This is a genomic window from Janthinobacterium sp. 344 (assembly GCF_900112025.1).
GTDB lineage: Bacteria > Pseudomonadota > Gammaproteobacteria > Burkholderiales > Burkholderiaceae_D > Janthinobacterium.
On the sequence record NZ_FOKL01000009.1, the window covers coordinates 209,680 to 228,988 of the forward strand.

Below are 19,309 nucleotides of genomic sequence, written 5' to 3' on the forward strand. Positions count from 1 at the left end.
TCAATGGTCATTGTTTCCCATTATTAACTTTTGCCTGCGGCAGGGTGCGCGGCAACGATGAAAGGATGGCGCGATGGCACTGGCACAGGAACAACATCTGGCAAACACGTGGCAGACGGGCGGCTTGAAACCGCGCGCCTGCGATTGCGGCGGCACCGTCTTCACCATCCTGCACCAGCGCGTGATGGCGGACATGCGGCGGCGCCAGTTCCTCGGCGGCGCGGCCGCCCTGCTGGCGCCATTCACCGGCTTGGCCAGCGGCAGCGCCATCGCCCAGCAGCCGCAGGCGGCCGAACGCCCCATGCTGCTGACCAATCTGCGCCTGTTCGACGGCACGGGCAAGGCGCCCCGCACGGGCATCCACATGCTGGTGACGGGGCCGACCATCACCGCCCTGCTACCGGCCGGCGACAAGGTGGAAGGCGCGCGCCTCATCGATTGCCAGGGCAAGCTGGTGATGCCGGGCCTGATCGACGCGCACTGGCATACGATGCTGGCGGCCATCAACCAGGTGACGGCCATGACGTCCGACGTGGGCTACCTGTACCTGGTGGCGGCGCAGGAAGCCCAGCGCACCCTGCTGCGCGGCTTTACGTCCGTGCGCGATCCTGGCGGCCCCGCCTTCGCCCTGAAACGCGCCATCGATGAAGGCATCGTCGATGGCCCGCGCATCTTTCCGTCCGGCGCCATGATTTCGCAAACCTCGGGCCATGGCGACTTCCGCCTGCGCTCGGAAATCCCGCGCGCACCCAACGCCCCGCTGAGCATGGCGGAAACGGCGGGCATGGCCATGATCGCCGATGGCGAAACGGAAGTGCTGCGCCGCGTGCGCGAGCAGCTGATGCTGGGCGCGACGCAAATCAAGATGATGGCCGGCGGCGGCGTCGCTTCGATGTACGACCCGCTCGACAGCACGCAGTATTCGGAGCGCGAACTGCGCGCGGGCGTGGACGCGGCCGCCGACTGGGGCACCTATGTGATGGCCCACGTCTACACGCCGAAAGGAATCCAGCGGGCCATCCGCGCGGGCGTGCGCAGCATCGAGCACGGCCAGCTGGCCGACGACGAATCCGTGCGCATGATGCGCGATGCGGGCACGTGGTGGAGCTTGCAGCCCTTCCTGCAGGACGCGGATGCGAATGTCTACCCTGACACGGCGCGCAAGGCCAGCCAGGCGATTGTTTCGGAAGGCACCGTCAAAGCCTATGCGCTGGCGCAAAAGTACGGCATCCGCACGGGCTGGGGCACGGACATCCTGTTCAACGCGAAAAACACCCCCACGCAAGGCCGCCAGCTGGCCAAGCTCACGCGCTTTTACGACCCGCTGACCCTGCTCGCGCAGGCGACAGGACAGAACGGCGACCTGCTGGCCCTGTGCGGCCAGCGCGCGCCCTACCCTGGCACCCTGGGCAAGCTGGCCGCGGGCGCGTTTGCCGATCTGCTGGTGGCCGATGGCGACCCCACGAAAAACCTCGATTTCCTCGCCCAGCCCGAGGAAAAGCTGCTGCTGATCATGAAAAACGGGCGCATCTACAAGGACAAGCTGGCTTCGCCGCTGGCCGCCGGATAGCCAACGGCGTTGGCAAGCGGGCATGGCTGCCGCATAATGCGGGCATGTTCAAACTGACTTTTCTCGGCACGTCTTCCGGCGTGCCCACGCGCCACCGCAACGTCACCTCGCTGGCCCTGCAAACCACGCACAACCGCGACTGGTGGATGATCGATTGCGGCGAAGCCACGCAGCACCGCTTGCAGCGCATTGCCCTGTCCGTGCACGACCTGGTGGGCATCTGCATCACCCACGTGCATGGCGACCACAGCTATGGCCTGCCGGGCCTGCTGGCCAGCGCCTCCATGACGGGGCGCACAAAGCCGTTGCTGCTGATCGCCCCGGCCGCCATCAAGGCGTGGATCGACGCCACCTTGCTGCACACGGAACTGTTCCTGACGTATCCGCTGATCCATATCGACGTGGACAGCGCGCCAGTCGTGCACCAGGAAGCGGGCTTGACCGTCTCGCGCCATGCGCTGTCGCACCGCGCGCCCAGCGTCGCGTATCGCTTCGCGCTGGAAACCAGCAAATGGAAACTGGACAAGGCGGCCCTGCTGGCCGCGGGCGCGCCGCCCGGCCCCGCCTGGGGATTATTACAGGCGGGCGAGGATGCGACGCTCGACGATGGCACGCTCCTGTCCGCCGCCGCTTTCCGCCAGGTCGAGACGCAGCGCGCCACGGTGGTGATTGGCGGCGACAACGACACGCCAGCGCTGCTGGCGCACGCCTGCGCCGATGCGCAATTGCTCGTGCACGAAGCCACCTACACGGAAGCCATGCTGCAGAAAGTGGGACCCGGCCCCACGCACAGCTCGGTGCAGCGCGTGGCGCAGTTCGCCGACGCGGCGCGCCTGCCGAATTTGATTTTGACGCACTTCAGCGCCCGTTATCACAACGCGGACGGCATGGCCGAACTGGAAGCGGAAGCGCGCCAGCACTATTCCGGCAGGCTATTCCTGGCGCGCGATTTTGATACGTACGAGCTTGATGCAACAGGCACACTGGTCAAGCTGGCGGCGGCCGATGGCAAGCCCCGCGCCGCCACTGAGCATTAAGCAGGAGAAAACCAGATGGACCAGCACCTCATCGAGCGGCGCGTCCGCGAACTGCAGGATAACTATCCTGCCGGCCAAGGAATATTTTCATGAAACTGATCGCCTTGCTCTTGTCACTGATTTCCACCGCTGCCTGCGGCGCGACGCTGCATCTGCAGAAAGCCGCCACGGGCACCATGCGGCAAGCGGCCGATATCCGCTACGTGAATCACGATGAACGGCAGACTTACCAGCTGAAGATCGGGAAGGCATGGGTCAGTGGCAGCTGCAGCAGCAGCGGCATGGGCAATTTGCACGCGCTGCTGGTCGACATGAATTTCGACGGCCACGCCGACCTGTGGGTCACGGGTTACACGGATAGCCAGGGGCGCATACGCTGTTCCGATGTGTGGCTGTGGGATGCGCAAGCGAAGAAATACAGTTTCAACAAGCCATTATCGGCCATACCGAATCTGGACATCCGCCTGGCAGACCAGCGTATTGAAGGCGGCATCGCCAATTGCGGCTGCGCCGCGCAATGTTTTTACGAAGACAGCTATGCGTGGCAGGCAAACAACTTGATCACCATCGCCCGGCGCGAGCAGGATTGCGAACGCTACCGGGAATACCGCGTGAATGAAAGCAATGCCTTGATACTCGTCAAGGACGAAGTCATTGATGCCGGCAAACCCGGCCAGGGGGCGATGGAAAATACCCACATCTATGACTGGCAGCGCCATGCGCAAAGCATGCGCAAACCGGGGCAATGATGTTCATCCCACACCGTACAGACCGCCACATTGACACCATCGACGACTCGCCATGACGATTTCTCCCGCTTCCCTTTCCTTCCATGCCGCCCAGGCGGACGACACGGCTGCCTTCATCGCACTGCGCGGCAAGACGCGGCAAAACGCCATCTCCAGCGAACGCCTGGCGGAAGTGGGCATCACGGCCGACACCTGGGCCCGGATGATGCGCTCGGGCAGCCTGCCTGGCTATGTCTGCCAGCGCGGCGGCCAGCTGGCCGGCTACTGCTTTGGCGAGCGCGACACGGGCGAAATCGTCGTCCTGGCGCTGCTGCCGGAATACGAAGGCTCAGGCATCGGCAAGACCTTGCTGGAACTGGTGATGGCAGAGCTGCGCGCGCAAGGCCATCCACGGCTGTTCCTCGGCTGCTCCAGCGATCCCGCCTCGCGCTCGCATGGCTTCTATCGCCATCTGGGCTGGACGGCGACAGGCGAAACGGACCAGTATGGGGATGAGGTGCTGGAATTTATGTTCAAGACGGACACTTAAGCGGCGGGCGGATGCGGTGCCGGCCCGGCTCCTGTGCCGGGAGACGGCGCCGCGGTGGGCAGGCAGATCAGTCAAACATGACTTGCACGGTGATGAAAGGCTGGCCATCGCTGCTGGCCTTGCACAGTCTGCCAATTTCCATTCCCATCGTTCCCGGCTCCAGCAGATCGGCAATCGTCTTGATGCGCTCTGGCGGCGAATTGGGCATCAGCCGCCGCACTTCCGCCAGCGTGGCTTCGGGGCTTTCCTTCGGAAAGATATTCTGGGCGTCGCAGACAAAGGCGATGGCCTGATTCTGGTAGTTGCCAGCCAGACCCACCGATAACTGGTCGTCGATGCCTTTGAGTACCGTGTTGCCATCGATTTTCAAGCTATATACATCATGCGAAAAACTGCCGCCGGCAACGCATACCTGCCCCTTGCTGGCAGCATCGGCGACGCAGACTTCCTTGCCTGCCTTGGCGGAGATCAGATATTGCTTGCCCTGCGCGTGCGCTGCCGATACGCCGGCGATGGACAACAGGGCCGATGCCAGTACAGCGTTCCTGAATTGAGACAACATGGGCACTCCATCAAAAGAATGCCCATATTATCATTTTAAAAATTTCCCCATGGAAATATCTAATCCGCCATGCCATCAATCACGTCGCCAGGCAGGGGGGATGCGCCGGCGGCTGAACAGGGCGGCTGGCATCCCACACGCGCAGGATCTGCGTGACGGCCGCGTCCAATACGGCGTCGCCGACGCCATCGCGCGCCAGGATCGACACGCCCGATAGGAAGCTGTCGAAGACGGCCGCCAGCGACGCCACATCCGTACCGGCGGACAATTCCCCGCTGGCGACGCCGCGCCCCACACAGCGTACGAACCCGGCGCGCGTGCGGGCGCGCGATTGCGTGAGAGGCTCGGCCACGGCCGCGTGCTCCGCCGTCGGCGCGCTCATGCAGCCGAGCGCCACCATGCAGCCGGGCGGGTGTCCCGGCGCGGACTGCATGGTGGCAGAGCGGCGCAAGGCCAGTTCGATGGCCTCGCGGGGCGCCAGCGCGTCCTCCCACAGACACTGCGTCACGCGCCCATAGGTGTCCAGATAGCATTGCGCGGCCTCGCGGAACAGCGCTTCCTTGGAGCCGAACGCCGCATAAAAGCTGGGCGCGGAAATGCCGCCGCCCAGGGACGCCTTGAGCTGGCTCAACGACGTCGATTCATAACCCTGCTGCCAGAATAAAAACATGGCCTGTTCGACCGCCGCCTGCCGGTCGAACGTGCGCGGCCGTCCCATTTGCGCCATTCCCGCTCCTTTTCTTTTCTCACTGATACAGCTACTTACATACTACTCGATACAGAAGTCGTTGACAACGCGACGCAAGCTCATCTATATTTATACCGATCGATACATATCTTCCGCCACAACGGTTGGGGCACTCCTGCGCCCCGCCACTTTTCAAGGATGTTTGCCGTGAATCACGCCACCCTCACCACCGGAGCCAGCCCAGCGCTGGCCGACCGCCTCCCCGTCGCCGGCTTGCTGGCCCTGGCCATGACGGGGTTTATCTGCATCGTCACGGAAACCCTGCCCGCCGGTTTGCTGCCACAGATCAGCGCCGGCCTGAACATCAGCGCCGCGCTGGCCGGGCAAATGGTGACCGCCTATGCGCTGGGATCATTGCTGGCGGCCATCCCGCTGACGATTGCCACGCGCGGCTGGCGCCGCCGCAACGTGCTGCTGCTGACCATCATCGGCTTTCTTGTCTTCAATACCGTCACGGCGCTGTCCGCGCACTACTGGCTGACCCTGGCGGCGCGCTTCTTCGCCGGCATGGCGGCGGGACTGGCCTGGAGCTTGCTGGCCGGCTACGCGCGGCGCATGGTGGCGCCGCGCCAGCAAGGCCGCGCCCTGGCGCTGGCCATGGTGGGCGCGCCTGTCGCCCTGTCGCTGGGCGTGCCGCTGGGCACCCTGCTCGGCTCCCTGGTGGGCTGGCGCGCCGCGTTCTGGATCATTTCCGGTCTGACATTGATCCTGATCGCCTGGGTGCTGGCGAAAGTGCCGGACTACCCGGGCCAGTCCGCGCACGAGCGCATGCCGCTGCGCCGCGTCTTCACCACGCCGGGCGTGCGTTCCGTGCTGGCCGTCGTCATCGCCTGGATGCTGGCGCACAATATTCTCTACACCTATATCGCCCCGTTCGTCGCGCCTGCGGGACTGGCGGCAAGAGTCGACCTGGTGCTGCTGGTCTTCGGCGCCGCCGCCATGGCCGGCATCTGGATCACGGGCAAGCTGGTCGAACGCCACCTGCGCAGCAGCGTGCTGGCCAGCCTGGCCGTGTTCGCCGCCACCGCCCTCGTGCTGGGCGTTGCCGCGCATCTGCCTGCCGTTATTTACGTGGCCATGGCCGTCTGGGGCCTGAGCTTTGGCGGCGCGGCCACGCTGCTGCAAACAGCGCTGGCGGACACGGCCGGCAGCGGCGCCGACGTGGCCTTGTCGATGAACGTGGTGGCCTGGAATGGCGCCATCGCCGCCGCCGGCGTGGCGGGCGGCACCCTGTTGGAAACCTGGGGCGTGGCCGCCTTCCCGTGGGCCATGGCGGGCTTGATCCTGCTGGCATTCGCGATCGCCTGGTCGGCGCGCGAGCATGGCTTCAGGCCGGGACGCAGGAGCGGCGGCGCGCCGGTCGCAGGCCACTAGCAGTGCAAGCCGCCGCCGCGCCCAGCGCCAGCCGATGATCCGGCAGGACGGGTTGAGCGCCAGCACGACGAAGGCCCACCGCGTCAGGAACAAGGGCGCGGCGCGTTGTCAGGCGCGCGCCGGCACGCCGGGCACGCGCGGCGCGTGGCCCGTGTGCGCCAGGAAACGGGCCAAGGTGGCATCCAGCAGCGCTACCGCGGACGTGCCGCGCAGCGGATGAGTCTGCACAGAACAGGGGATGGATGAGCGAGGCGGCAGTGGGAGCGGCGCGGCGCGCTGCGGCGGGCGCTTGCCTTCGCCGTCAAGGCTTGCTTTCGCCCTCTTCCGCGTCGCCCTTGGCATCGTCGGCCGCCGCCAGCCCCCAGTCATTCCAGCCCTCGCCAAACAGCTCGACGGGATGCTGCGTGCGCTCGGAGCCATTGCCGCAGCGCATGGCGTCCGGCGGACAATATTTATCGCAGCCCCAGCAGATGCGTTCGGGGTTCCTGGGGTGTAAGGGGAAAGGCTTGGCCATGGGCATGAAGTGGGAGGCGTCTTGTCATGACTGTAGGCGGCTCGCGCGATGGGGTCAAACGAATCTCGATGGGAAAATTTACCTAAGTCAAGGCGATGCACATCGAGGCTCCCGGTGTTGCAGTCGCGGCGGCATACGCTGGATTCAATGTGCAATATGCTAATTATTTATTATTTTTATATTACTATATTAATAATTTCATGGCGCTCGCCTGTCCATGCAACCGCTGCTTTCCCCCTCACCCGCTTACAAGGTCCACCTATGCAAAAATTTCCTGCCGTGCTGTTGTTATCGGCTGTAGTCGGTGCGGCGCACGCCGCGCCCGTCATCCAGGCATTCGATGCCGATCAGATCAAAGTCGTTGAAGGCCAGCCAGTGCGCCTGCAATGGGACGTGAGCGGCGCGACCAGCGTCACGTTGAACGGCAAGGCGGTCAGTGGCAATAGCCAGATCGTCAAATACGCGGCAGGGGATAACGCCACCTTGCGCTACACCCTCGTTGCCAGCGCCGGTGATCCGCAGGCGAACGACACGCGCACCATTGAACTCACCCCCGGCGTGCTGCTGGATAAAGGCTATATCCCCCAGGCCTACGCTGCCGGCTGCGCGCCGGTAGCGGAAGGCGATTTTGTCCTCGGCCATGAGTATGCGCGCATCGAACCGCGTGATTGCACGACCGTAAAGGTGCGCAATCCCGTCTTTGTCTGGCCGTCCCAATATAACGTCACGGACATGACCCTGACGGTGAATTTTCCCAGTGGGAAGAGTCCATTGCTCCTGTCCACCACCCGAACGTCGCTGATCCTGCCCGAACTGTTGACCGAAACCGGGATATACACCTGGCAGGTGCACTATCAGCTGCCGGCCGGTGGCCGCCGGGCTGGCGCCGTGCGGCGCTTCTATTTTGATGGCAATGCGCCTAATAACTTGCCTGACCTGCCCACGGCCGCTGAAGTCAAGGCCCGCATCGGACAGCGTCTGCATCCCCGCCTCATCCCGCTGGGCGCAAACGGGCAAGTCATGCAAATGTGGGAAATCCATGCCGCCGTACAGGCAAGCCCCCTGGCGCCCTCGTATGCCACGTATCTGCGCGAAGCGGACCAGGTGCTGGCCAATACCATCTATGCCATGCCCGCCGAGCCGATCGGGCGGAGCAACAAAGATATCGCCGACGCATCGTTCAGGGCGGCCGTGGGGATAGAGCGCCTGGTGCTCGCGGCGCGCATCAAGGGCGACCTGCGCTATCGCACAGAAGCCATTTCCCGGCTGCTGCAACTGGCCAGGTGGCTGCCAGAAGGTGTGACCAGCGAGTGCAAACAGGACCAGGCCAACAGGCTGATCATGGTATCCCTGGCGCAAGGCCTGGACCTGCTCTACTACGATATGCCGCGAACAGACCGCCACGTGCTCATCGATGCGATCAACCGCAGGCTCAATCCCTTGATGTACAAAATGGAAGCCGACTTGCGCGCCAATCCATATGACTCGCATGTGCTGGGCGCCGCCTACTACGCGATGCAAACCCTGATGCTGTCGGCCGGTGCCGTCGGCCAGGGCCCCAACGGCGATGTCACCTTCGAGCAGGGTGCCGAGTATGGCAATGCCTGCAATGCCAATAACAAGCCGCTGGCGCCATACGACCGCTTCACGGCAGCGTGGGAAACCCTGGTCACGAGCTCGGGTACATGGGGAGGCAGCACGGACAGCGCGTTTGGCAATGGCATCAACTATGCATGGAATTCGCTCAATTCCATTGCGCCAGCCATGGCGTCCTACCTGCTGATGGCCAACGTGGATTTCAGCAAAGTCCCGGCCCTGCAGCATTACGGCGACAACTTCCATGCGCAGACGGTACGCGACCGCTGGACAAAAGTACGCGGCGCATTCGGCGATGGCACGGAGGTGACGGGAAACTACGAATCCTATGCCTGGAGTGCATACCGCTTGTTTGCCCACCTGACACAAAATCCTGTCGATGAATGGTACTACCAGGACAACATTGCCCAAACACAGGCCCTCGCCCTGCCCTTCCATCATTACTTCCTGACGGCGGTCAAACCACCCGTCGCCCCCGCCGTGCTTCCCGCCTTGAAACGCAGCTATCTGTTTGAAGATGCAGGCATTGTCGCCATGCATTCCGATACGGCCGATCCAAAGCGTTCCAGCCTGTTCTTCCGCTCCAGCCGGCTCGGCGCGATCAACCATAGCCACGCGGACAATAACGCGTTTACCTTTGTCTCAAAGGGCAAGAATATTTTTGTCTCCGGCGGCGTGTATGGGGATTTTGGCGAAGATCTGAACAAACGTATCACGCGCGCCACGCGCTACAAGAATGCGCTGACGTTCGATGCGGGCGAGGGCCATACCGATGCGGGTATCGGCCAGTCCGAACCCACGGTGGCGGCGGCCCTGCCGGGTGCGCCACTCTATTATCTGCAGCCGCACGGCAAGCTGATCAATTTTCGTGCGGACGATGCAAGTGACTGGTCCGTCGCGACCGGCGATGCCACGGCGGCCTACCGCAGCAGGAACATCAACACATCTGTATGGAATCCCTTGCTGACTGGCGCGGTGCGCAGCGTTGCCTACAATCCCAAGGCCGGTGTAGCCCTGATTTATGACTGGGCAGCCAGCACGACCAAGCGCCGCTGGCAAATCAATTATCAAACCCTGGTGGCGCCGGTGGAGATCGGCCCCCGCCAATTCAAGGTCGATGCCGGTGATGGCGTCAGCGTGTGCGTCAACTACCATGGCTATGACGGCGCATATGCCGCACCGGAAAAAATGTCCAAGATAGTCCAGGACACAGGTCTGAGCTGGCCAGCGGCAGCAGCGGAGCAATACCACACAGCCTATCAAACCAATATCCGCAGCAACACCCTTGGCAGCCTCATCGTGCTAAAGGAAGACTGCAACAACGTTCCCGTCACGGTGGAATTTCTGACGTCAACGAAACTTCTCGTCAGAGCCGGTACGGCGTGGTTCGTTTTTGACAAAAGGGATGTGCAGATGTCTGAGTGAGATGGCATGGCCGATGGCAAGACATGCAAGGGTCATGTCTTGCCATTTGCACACTGACATCAAGCGATATTGCAAGCACAATGCCTGCGCGCTGCCGCATCACCGCATATCGGCCGGCGATGCGTTGCCATCACGGCAGGGTCAAGTCCAAATCCAAACCGCCCATCCTGATGAGGAAGTAAGTGGCGATCCCCAGGCCTATGAGCAATAGCACGAAGATGGTAACTACCTTGCCGCTCGCGCGCAGCACCGCGCGGTTCTGCTTCGCCTTATCCTTGTCCTTCTTCCCTTGATCGTAATGCCACTTGATGGCGTAGAACATGCCCGTGCCGAGCACGAGAGCCTTGAACGTCACGAAGACTATAGGGGTCCAATCCATCATTTTGCGTATTTCCAGTCTATTACTTGACACTATCTATCGTGAGGAGCACTACCTCAAAACGCTGCTTCAGCAGCCTCTGTTCCAACCATCTCCCGGACACCCTGCTTGGCTCTGTCATTATAGCTACCGATGAAATAACGATGGCATCGGCGCGGTGATTTGCCAAATGCAGATGAGAGACGAGAAAACGTCAGCGACTGCCATGCAAGGACGGTATTGCTGCACGCTCTGATGCATACTACTTGAAAACAATATCCATACATTGGGACAAAATGTCCCAGTTGAAAACCATGCAAGATGCGATGCGGGGAGCAGGTCTGCCTTTCACGCGGCGCGAGCGCCAGGTCTGCCATTCGCAGACGGACAGGGGCGTTGGGGGTGGTGGATGCTGGCTCAGTCGATTGTGGGCAATGGCCCATTCGAAAGCCTGATGACAACCACAAACGCGCGCTCTCGGCGCGCGGAGCTGCCGCGCAAAGACTTGGTTGGCGGATTCGGGGCGGGGGGACGGCCAGGCCCAGCCCTTCGAATCTCACACGCAGGGCGCGAAGGCGCCCTGCTCACTTTCACCAGGCAATAAAAAACCGCCCGAGGGCGGTTTCTTTATTTTCTGGCGGAAGCGGTGAGATTCGAACTCACGAACAGTTTAACCCGTCGCTAGTTTTCAAGACTAGTGCCTTCAACCACTCGGCCACGCTTCCAGATGGCAGCATTATACATAAAGGTCGGTGGCTTACCAATGGCGAGTCGTCGGTGCCGCGTATTTAAGCCCCGGAGCTTGCTTTGGGGGCGGAGCTGGCGGGTCTGCGTCCCGCTGTTAGCCGGTGGGGGCCATGCCGGTGCCGGCACGCGGGCGGAAGACCCTACACGCCCCAATTCTTCCGCAGCGCCTTTTCGAACTCCCCTGCCGGCAAGGGCCGCGAGAAGAGGTAGCCCTGCACTTCGTCGCAGCCCGAGCTCTTCAGGAAGGCCAGCTGCTCGGCCGTTTCCACGCCTTCCGCGATCACTTTATGGTGCAGCTGCTGGGCGATGCTGATGATGGTGCTGGCGATGGCGCAGTCGCTGGCGTCGGTCGGGATGCCGGTGGTAAATGAGCGGTCGATTTTTAAGGTGTCGATGGGGAAGCGTTTCAGATAAGACAGACTGGAATAACCGGTGCCGAAATCGTCCAGCGACAGGGCCACGCCCAGCGCCGTGATGCGGTCCATGATGCCGATGACCCTCTCGATGTTGTGCATCAGGGTGCTTTCCGTGATTTCCAGCTCCAGCCAGTCCGCTTCCAGGCCGTAGCGGGCCAGGGTTGCCGCCACCCTGGCCGGCAGGGCCGCCGTGAATTCGCGGGCGGAAACGTTCACGGCCAGGCGGATGGGCGGCAGGCCGGCCCGTTTCCACGCCTGCGCCTGGGCGCAGGCCGCTTCCAGCACCCATTCGCCCACTTGCACCACCAGGCCCGTCGATTCGGCCAGCGGGATGAATTCGCCGGGCGGGATCATGCCGTGCTGCGGGTGGTGCCAGCGCACCAGCGCTTCGGCGCCGATGATGCGGCCGCTCGTCAAGGCGTATTTCGGCTGGTAGTGCAGCAGCAGTTGCTGTTCGGACAGGGCCTGGCGCAAGCCCGTTTCCAGGCGCATGCGCGCCTGCATGCCCAAATTCATGTCCTGGCTGTAGAAGGCCACGCTTTCCGCTTCGCCGCCACTGTCCTGCTTGGCGCGGTACATGGCGATGTCGGCCAGGCGCAGCAGGGTTTCCGCATCCTGCCCGTCCTGCGGATACACGCTGATGCCGATGCTGGCGCCCACGCGCAGGTCGTGGCCTTCGATCAGGAACGGTTCCACCAATGAGGCCAGCAGTTTCTGCGAGACCATGCTGGCCTCGAAATGCTGGCCGATATCGAACAGGCCGACGGCGAACTCGTCGCCGCCCAGGCGCGCCACCAGGTCCTGGTCGCGCAGGGCCTGGCGGAAGCGCAGCGACACTTGCCGCAGCAATTCGTCGCCGATGCGCCGGCCCAGGGTGTCGTTGATCAACTTAAAACGGTTCAGGTCGATGAACAGCACGCAGCCGAGCATCTTGCTGCGCTGCGCCACGGAGAGGGCCTGGTCGACCAGCTTGGCCAGCAGGGTGCGGTTGGGCAGGCTCGTCAGCGGGTCGTAATACGCCAGGTGGTGCAAGCGCTCTTCAGCCAGCTTGCGTTCGGTGATATCCGTCAGGTAGGCGATGAGTCCGATGGGCTTGCCGTCCATGTCCTGCAGCGGCGACAGCGACAGGCTGGCCCAGAAGATCTCGCCCGATTTCTTCCGGCGCCGCACCTCCATCAATCGCCCGCCCTGCTCCAGGAAGGCATCGTGGAAGCCCGTGTCCTCGTCGTCGTACAGGAACAGGATGTTGCGGCCCACGGCTTCCACCGAGGTGTAGCCGAACAGCCGCTCGGCGCCCTTGTTCCAGCTGGTGATGTAGCCCGTCAAGTCCATGGTCAGCACGGATTCGTGCAGCTGGTCGAGGATTTGCGTCTGCTGCGCCAGCAAGGCTTCCACTTGCGCGTAGGCATGGGTCGAACGCTGCGCCAGCGAGTGCACTTGCAGCACGCCCGCCGTCAAGGATGCCAGGCTGGCCAGGTGGCGGCGGTCGGCGTCGTTGTACAACTTGCGGCCGGCCACGGCATAGTGGCCATAGCAATGGCCGTCGAAACTGACCTCCTGCAGCAAGGCGGGCGTGTCGCGCGCGAATGGCGCGGGAGGCTCGGCGGCGTCGGCGCTGGCCGCGGGCAGGAACTGACAATACGGGCTGGCCATCACGGCGCAGGCGATGCGGCCCAGTTCGGCCATCAGGGCGGGGCCGCGCAAACGCACGACGGCGTCGCACAGGGCGGCGCTATCACTGAGGTAATCCGACACCGGCAGCAAGGTCATGCTACAGATTCCGGCTGACCTGGATGGCCCACTGGTAAGCCTGCAGCAGGCTGCGCCAATAGGTTTCTCCATCGATGCCGGCGCGCTGCAAGCCTTCGGGGGGTGGCGCGGTGCTTTCCACCAGCGCCAGCAAGGTGCCCAGCTCGCCGCTGCGCTCGAGCAAGGCGGCGCTGACGGCGGGCGCCAGGTTCAGGCTGGCGATGATGTCCGGCATGGACATGCCCAGCAGGATGTCGAGCAGGGAAAACACGCCCGCCATGAAGGCCAGGTCCTGCGCGTCGCGGTCGCCGCCGCGCAGCTGGCACAGCGCTTCCATCTGCGCCGCGCGCACGGCCGCCAGCGGCAGCAGCGCGTGGATCTTGCCATCGTCTTGCTGGCGCGCATACAGCAGCAGTTGCAGCCAGCGCTGCAGCTGGCGCCGGCCCAGCAAGGTGATGGCCTGGCTGAAGCTGGTGATCGGCGCCGTGAAGCCGAAGGCCGCCGAATTGACCAGTTTTAATAGATGATAGCTGAGCGCTGGATCTTGCTTGAGCGGCACTTCCAGTTCATGCGCGTCGGCATCGCGGGCCAGCAAGCCCAGCAGCGCCAGCAGGCGCTTGCGCGACGTCGCATCCTCCGGCTCGCTTTGCTGGCGCGCATGGTGCAAGGCGTAGTCGCCGGCGAACCAGCTCACGCCCAGCTCGTGTAAGGCAGCAAGACGCTGTGCGTCGCCGATGTTGTAGGCCAGGTGCGGACCGGGCAGCGGCAGCAATTGATACAGACCCGGCAGTTCTCCGGCCGCGTCGATGGCGAGCGCGCGCGCCTCGACCTGCGCCGCCGTCACGGGACCGGCGCCAGGCCCGTCAAGGATGATGCGGTAGCCGGCGTCGCGCCATTGCTGGCATTTCTTTTGAATCTGCTGGTCGCCGGCAAAGCTGGCCGGCAAACGGAAAATGGTGCGCCGCGGCGCCAGTTGCGCCAGCAGGGCCTCGTCCACGTCGTGCGGATCGGCCAGGGGAATGATGCAATCGAGTGGCGCCAGGAAAGCGTAGACATCGGCGGCAGCCAGCGCCGCCATGAGCGGCGCCGTCGATGGCTGCGGGCCATGCAAGGTGACAGCGACCCACTCGTTATGAGCATTGGCAACTGCTTGTAATCCCACCAAAGGAAACAGGTTTGATTCAGACGCTGACATCGGTATCTCAGTGTGGGTAGGGCGCCATAGTAAATAAACTGACCAGCATTGGCAACCCTGGCCCGACAGGGATGCCATTTCGACAGCGAAGAATCATTCTATCTGAATCTCACCCGCGAAACAGTTTAATATTGGCAATAAATGTTCAAAAAAAACATTCTCCCGGAAGACCCGCCTGCCATGCGGGTTTGAAAAAAACACCGTGTTGCGCGCGGCGCCCTGTCAAGCGCCCCCATGCGCGTGCTCGACCGCATATTTGATCAATTCCGCCTGCCCTTCGATGCCCAGCTTGCGCTTGATGTTCAGGCGATGTGTTTCCACCGTGCGCACGCTCAGGTCCAGTTCGCGGGCGATCTGCTTGTTCGACTGGCCCGCCGCGATGTGCTGCAGCACTTGCTGCTCGCGCGTGGTGAGGAAGGAATCGTGCACTTGCGGACGCAACAGCTGCCGCGCCAGGGCCGCGCTGTAATAGATGCCGCCGGACATCACCGTCTCGATGGCAAAGACGATATCTTTCCCTGGAGCATCCTTGAGCACATAGCCGCGCGCCCCCGCCTGCAGGGCCTGCGACACGTATTCGAGCTTGTCGTGCATGGACAGGATCAGTACGGCGATCTGCGGGAACGCCTGCTTGAACAGCGCCGTCGCTTCAATCCCATTCGTGCCGCGCATGTTGATGTCCATCAGCACCAGGTCCACCTGGTGCAGGCGCGCCTGGGCCAGCGCTTCGTCGGCGCCGCCCGCCTCGGCCACCACGTCGAAATGCGCCACCGCTTCCAGGCGCGCGCGCAAGCCGTCGCGCACCAGGGGGTGGTCGTCCACCAGCAGGATGTTGATCGTCTCGGTCATGGTTCTCTATATTAATGTGTGGAAGGAAGCCCGAGCCGCGCCAGCACCAGGGTGCCGGCCGGCGAGGACGTGATGTGCAGGCTGCCGCCGATGGCTTCCATGCGTTCCGTCATGTTGCGCAGTCCGATGCCGCGCTGCGGATGCAGGGCGATGCCGTCGAGGTCGAAGCCGCTGCCATTATCCTGGATGCGCAACTCAACCGCCTTGCCCGCTTCGTGCAGGCTGACGTCGACGGCGCTGGCATGCGCATGGCGCTCGCTGTTCGTCAGCGCTTCCTGGGCAATGCGGAACAGCACGGTATTCACCATGTCCGGCAAGCCTTCGCCCGCGGTGGCCGGGCTGGCGGTGAAGCTGGCCTGCGCGCTGCTGCTGTCATTGAATTCATGCACCAAATGGTCGAGCGCGGCGGCCAGGCCCAGGTCGTCGAGGATGGCCGGGCGCAGGTTGTGCGAAATGCGCCGCACTTCACCCAGCACCTTGTTCAGCTGTTCGGCGGCACGCTCGAAGGTGACCGGCGCCTTTTCCTGTTGCTCGGCAGTACCGCCCAGGCGCGCGATGCCCGCCTCGATCTGCAGCTTGATCGACACCAGCCACTGGCTGATGCCGTCATGCAAATCGCGCGACAGCCGCGCCCGCTCTTCCTCCTGCGATTCCACCACGCGCTGCGCCAGCACTTTCAGCTTGGCATCGGCGACGCGCAATTCGCGCAAGTTCAGCACGAGGCCGCAGGCGCCCACCAGCAGCGAGCCGAGGATGGCGATGCCGGCGATCAGCTCCATGGTGGAACGGATATTGCGCGACTGCTGCGCGTCGACCTGGGCCAGCGCCTGGTCCACGTCATCCATGTAGATGCCGGTGCCCATCATCCAGCCCCACTCCGGCATCAGGATCACATAGCCGAGCTTGGGCGCGGACTTGTTGCTCGACGGCTTGATCCAGTTGTAGCGCTCGAAACCGCCGCCGCTCTTCGCCCGCTGCATCAGGCGCTGGATGGTCAGATTGCCTTCCGCGTCGCGCAACTCCCACAGGTTCTGTCCCACCAGCTCGGGCTGGCGCGGATGCATCAGCGACTTGCCCTGCAAATCGTAGATGAAGAAATAGCCGTCGTCGCCATAGCTGAGCGAGGCGAGGATGCGCTTGGCTTCTTCTTGCGTAGCGGCATCCTTGCGCCCCGAACCATATAACGAGGCGATGGAATGGCTGGCCAGGGTCACGTAATGCTTGAGTTCGGCTTCCTTGCTGGCCAGGTACGCTTGCTGGATGGTGGCGCGCTGCTGCTCGGCCAGGGTATTCGCCTGGTGCCGCACGGCAAAGGCGATGGCGCACAGGGCCAGGATCAGCGGCGTGAGGGCCAGGAAGATGACTTTCTGTCTGAGTTTCATGGCCTGGCGCGCTCCGGCGGCGTCGATACGGGTGGAAATGCGTGATTTTACGTCGCGGCGCGCCGATTGGTCTGCGTAGTAATACTGAGCGTTACTGCGTAGTGCTGCGCTTGCCACGATTATACGGTTCCTGAATACTAGCCATAAGCTGCGGACACACCGAACAGGCATATGCAAACTGGCGACGACCAGGCTCCGCGGCACACATCATCGCACGGCACAGCGCCCGTCAATCTCTGGAGGAAGCATGAACCGCATTTTCAAACAACTGGGTTGGGCAGCGCTTGCGCTGGCCGGCGCCGGTTCCCTGGGCGTCGTCGCCCTGCAACGTGGCGAACCGATCAGCGCGATCTGGATCGTCATCGCCGCCGTCTGCGTCTACCTGATCGCCTACCGCTTCTACAGCCTGTTCATCGCCGACAAGGTGCTGGGCCTGGACCCGCGCCGCATGACGCCCGCCTTCCAGCACAACGATGGCCTGGACCACGTGCCGACGAATAAATATGTGCTGTTCGGCCACCATTTCGCGGCGATCGCCGGCGCCGGCCCGCTGGTCGGCCCCGTGCTGGCCGCGCAGATGGGCTATTTGCCCGGCATGCTGTGGATCCTGGCGGGCGTGGTGTTTGCCGGCGCCGTGCAGGATTTCATCGTGCTGTTCATTTCCATGCGCCGCGACGGCCGCTCCCTGGGCGACCTGATCAAGGCTGAACTGGGCGAAATCCCCGGCATGATCGCCCTGCTGGGCTGCTTCATGATCATGGTCATCATCCTGGCCGTGCTGGCACTGATCGTCGTCAAGGCGCTGACCGGTTCGCCATGGGGCAGCTTCACCGTGATGGCGACGATTCCCATCGCCCTGTTCATGGGCGTGTACTCGCGCTTCATCCGCGTGGGCCGCATCGGCGAAATTTCCATCATCGGCTTCGTGCTGCTGATGCTGGCCATCATCGGCGGCCAGTACGTGCAGGAACACGCCGTGCTGGGCCCGATGTTCACGTTCACGGGCACGGAACTGACGTGGATGCTGATCGGCTACGGCTTCATCGCCTCCGTCCTGCCCGTGTGGCTGCTGCTGGCGCCGCGCGACTACCTGTCCACTTTCCTCAAGATCGGCACCATCCTGGGGCTGGCCATCGGCATCATCGTCGTCGCGCCGTACCTGAAAATGCCGGCCATGACCAAGTTCATCGACGGCTCCGGCCCCGTCTGGTCGGGCAATCTGTTCCCCTTCCTGTTCATCACCATCGCCTGCGGCGCCGTGTCCGGCTTCCACGCCCTGATTTCCTCGGGCACCACGCCGAAGATGATAGAAAACGAAAGCCACGCCCGCTTCATCGGCTATGGCGCCATGCTGATGGAATCGTTTGTCGCCATCATGGCCCTGGTGGCCGCCTCGACCATCGAGCCAGGCATCTATTTCGCCATGAACAGCCCGGCCGCCCTGATCGGCACCACGGCGGAATCGGCCGCACAGGCCATCTCGCAGTGGGGCTTCTATGTGACGCCGGAAATGCTGACGCAAACGGCCAAGGACGTTGGCGAGCACAGCATCATCTCGCGCGCCGGCGGCGCCCCGACCCTGGCCGTCGGCATGGCGCAGATCCTCTCCGGCGCGATCGGCGGCAAGGCCATGATGGCCTTCTGGTACCACTTCGCCATCCTGTTCGAAGCGCTGTTCATCCTGACGGCCGTCGATGCGGGTACGCGCGCCGGCCGCTTCATGCTGCAGGATTTGCTGGGCAGCTTCGTCCCAAGCTTGAAACAGACGGAAAACGTCATCGCCAACCTGCTGGCCACGGGCCTGTGCGTGGCGGCCTGGGGCTATTTCCTGTACCAGGGCGTGGTCGACCCGCTGGGCGGCATCAACACCTTGTGGCCGCTGTTCGGCATCGCCAACCAGATGCTGGCCGCCATCGCGCTGATCCTCGGCACCTGCGTGCTGTTCAAGATGAAGCGCGGCCAGTACGCGTGGGTGACGATCCTGCCGACGATCTGGCTGCTGCTGTGCACCTTGACGGCGGGCTGGCAAAAGATTTTCGATGCCAACCCGCGCGTGGGTTTCCTCGCGCATGCGAAGAAATACTCGGCGGCATTGGATGAAGGCACGCTGCTGGCGCCGGCCAAGTCGGTGGCGCAGATGCAGCAGATCATCTTCAACGATTACCTGGACGCCGGCCTGGCCGCCTTCTTCGTGGTGGTGGTGGTCAGCGTGCTGTTCTTCGGCATCCGCACGATTTTGAAGGCGCGCGCCGACAGCCGTCCGAGCACCAAGGAAACGCCGTTCCAGGCCATGCCCACGGTGCAATGATGATCGATGAAATCATCAAGGCGGGACGGTATCTGGGGCAAAGCATGCGCCTCATGTGCGGCTTGCCCGAGTACGACACCTACGTGGCGCACCGGGAAGTGACCCATCCCGGCGAGCCGATGATGACGTATGAAGAGTTCTTCCGCGAGCGGCAGGAAGCCCGTTACGGCGGGGCCGGCAAGCGCGGCGGCTGCTGCTAAG

Annotated in this window: 16 protein-coding genes and 1 tRNA gene; 8 read left to right on the forward strand and 9 right to left on the reverse strand. The window is 63.3% G+C overall.

What is annotated here, in order from left to right:
* The first annotated feature begins 73 nt into the window (after nt 1-73).
* The 4 genes from BM193_RS22635 (at nt 74) to BM193_RS22650 (ending at nt 3,885) form a co-directional block, all read left to right on the forward strand.
* Nucleotides 74-1,570: a metal-dependent hydrolase family protein gene (locus BM193_RS22635; RefSeq protein ID WP_092800684.1), complete on the forward strand. Its 1,497-nt coding sequence runs from the start codon at nt 74-76 to the stop codon at nt 1,568-1,570.
* A 44-nt stretch (nt 1,571-1,614) separates the two neighbouring features.
* Complete coding sequence (locus tag BM193_RS22640; RefSeq protein ID WP_092800680.1) at nt 1,615-2,607, forward strand: ribonuclease Z; 993 nt, start codon at nt 1,615-1,617, stop codon at nt 2,605-2,607.
* Between the two features lie 89 nt (nt 2,608-2,696).
* Complete coding sequence (locus BM193_RS22645) at nt 2,697-3,356, forward strand: XAC2610-related protein (RefSeq protein WP_092800677.1); 660 nt, start codon at nt 2,697-2,699, stop codon at nt 3,354-3,356.
* A 52-nt stretch (nt 3,357-3,408) separates the two neighbouring features.
* The gene (locus BM193_RS22650) at nt 3,409-3,885 is read left to right on the forward strand and encodes a GNAT family N-acetyltransferase (protein ID WP_092800674.1); all 477 of its coding nucleotides are present in this window, start codon (nt 3,409-3,411) and stop codon (nt 3,883-3,885) included.
* A gap of 67 nt (nt 3,886-3,952) precedes the next feature.
* Here BM193_RS22650 and BM193_RS22655 read toward each other — a convergent pair whose 3' ends face one another.
* Together BM193_RS22655 and BM193_RS22660 are read right to left on the reverse strand one after the other, a co-directional pair.
* On the reverse strand, nt 3,953-4,447 hold the full coding sequence (locus tag BM193_RS22655) for a hypothetical protein (protein WP_139176273.1): 495 nt from the start codon (nt 4,445-4,447) through the stop codon (nt 3,953-3,955).
* Between the two features lie 79 nt (nt 4,448-4,526).
* Nucleotides 4,527-5,174 (reverse strand): TetR/AcrR family transcriptional regulator, encoded by a 648-nt coding sequence (locus BM193_RS22660; RefSeq protein WP_092800668.1) that lies wholly within the window; start codon nt 5,172-5,174, stop codon nt 4,527-4,529.
* Between the two features lie 249 nt (nt 5,175-5,423).
* On the opposite strand from BM193_RS22660, the gene BM193_RS22665 reads away from it, so the two are divergent.
* The gene (locus tag BM193_RS22665; protein ID WP_217638511.1) at nt 5,424-6,569 is read left to right on the forward strand and encodes an MFS transporter; all 1,146 of its coding nucleotides are present in this window, start codon (nt 5,424-5,426) and stop codon (nt 6,567-6,569) included.
* Between the two features lie 301 nt (nt 6,570-6,870).
* Here BM193_RS22665 and BM193_RS22670 read toward each other — a convergent pair whose 3' ends face one another.
* A complete protein-coding gene (locus BM193_RS22670; protein WP_092800661.1) occupies nt 6,871-7,083 on the reverse strand; it encodes a DUF3079 domain-containing protein in 213 nt (70 codons plus the stop codon).
* A 261-nt stretch (nt 7,084-7,344) separates the two neighbouring features.
* On the opposite strand from BM193_RS22670, the gene BM193_RS22675 reads away from it, so the two are divergent.
* Nucleotides 7,345-10,104, forward strand: coding sequence for a heparinase II/III domain-containing protein (locus BM193_RS22675; RefSeq protein WP_175533390.1), 2,760 nt, complete (start codon nt 7,345-7,347; stop codon nt 10,102-10,104).
* A gap of 130 nt (nt 10,105-10,234) precedes the next feature.
* Here BM193_RS22675 and BM193_RS22680 read toward each other — a convergent pair whose 3' ends face one another.
* The 6 genes from BM193_RS22680 to BM193_RS22705 form a co-directional block, all read right to left on the reverse strand.
* Nucleotides 10,235-10,486 carry a hypothetical protein gene (locus BM193_RS22680; RefSeq protein WP_092800655.1) on the reverse strand — a complete coding sequence of 84 codons (252 nt, stop codon included), beginning with the start codon at nt 10,484-10,486 and terminating at the stop codon, nt 10,235-10,237.
* A gap of 611 nt (nt 10,487-11,097) precedes the next feature.
* Nucleotides 11,098-11,187 (reverse strand) — tRNA-Ser (locus tag BM193_RS22685).
* Between the two features lie 162 nt (nt 11,188-11,349).
* Nucleotides 11,350-13,395 (reverse strand): putative bifunctional diguanylate cyclase/phosphodiesterase, encoded by a 2,046-nt coding sequence (locus BM193_RS22690; RefSeq protein WP_092800652.1) that lies wholly within the window; start codon nt 13,393-13,395, stop codon nt 11,350-11,352.
* A gap of 1 nt (nt 13,396) precedes the next feature.
* Nucleotides 13,397-14,452, reverse strand: a complete 1,056-nt coding sequence (locus BM193_RS22695) for an EAL and HDOD domain-containing protein (protein ID WP_368087096.1) — start codon at nt 14,450-14,452, stop codon at nt 13,397-13,399.
* A gap of 339 nt (nt 14,453-14,791) precedes the next feature.
* Nucleotides 14,792-15,418 (reverse strand): response regulator transcription factor, encoded by a 627-nt coding sequence (locus BM193_RS22700; RefSeq protein ID WP_092800646.1) that lies wholly within the window; start codon nt 15,416-15,418, stop codon nt 14,792-14,794.
* 11 nt (nt 15,419-15,429) lie between these two features.
* The gene (locus tag BM193_RS22705) at nt 15,430-16,800 is read right to left on the reverse strand and encodes a cache domain-containing protein (RefSeq protein WP_092800643.1); all 1,371 of its coding nucleotides are present in this window, start codon (nt 16,798-16,800) and stop codon (nt 15,430-15,432) included.
* A gap of 247 nt (nt 16,801-17,047) precedes the next feature.
* Here BM193_RS22705 and BM193_RS22710 point away from each other — a divergent pair, with 247 nt between their 5' ends.
* Nucleotides 17,048-19,108 carry a carbon starvation CstA family protein gene (locus BM193_RS22710; RefSeq protein WP_092800640.1) on the forward strand — a complete coding sequence of 687 codons (2,061 nt, stop codon included), beginning with the start codon at nt 17,048-17,050 and terminating at the stop codon, nt 19,106-19,108.
* A complete protein-coding gene (locus tag BM193_RS22715) occupies nt 19,108-19,308 on the forward strand; it encodes a YbdD/YjiX family protein (RefSeq protein ID WP_010396213.1) in 201 nt (66 codons plus the stop codon). Before BM193_RS22710 ends, BM193_RS22715 begins: the two co-directional genes overlap by 1 nt.
* The last annotated feature ends 1 nt before the right edge of the window (nt 19,309 follow it).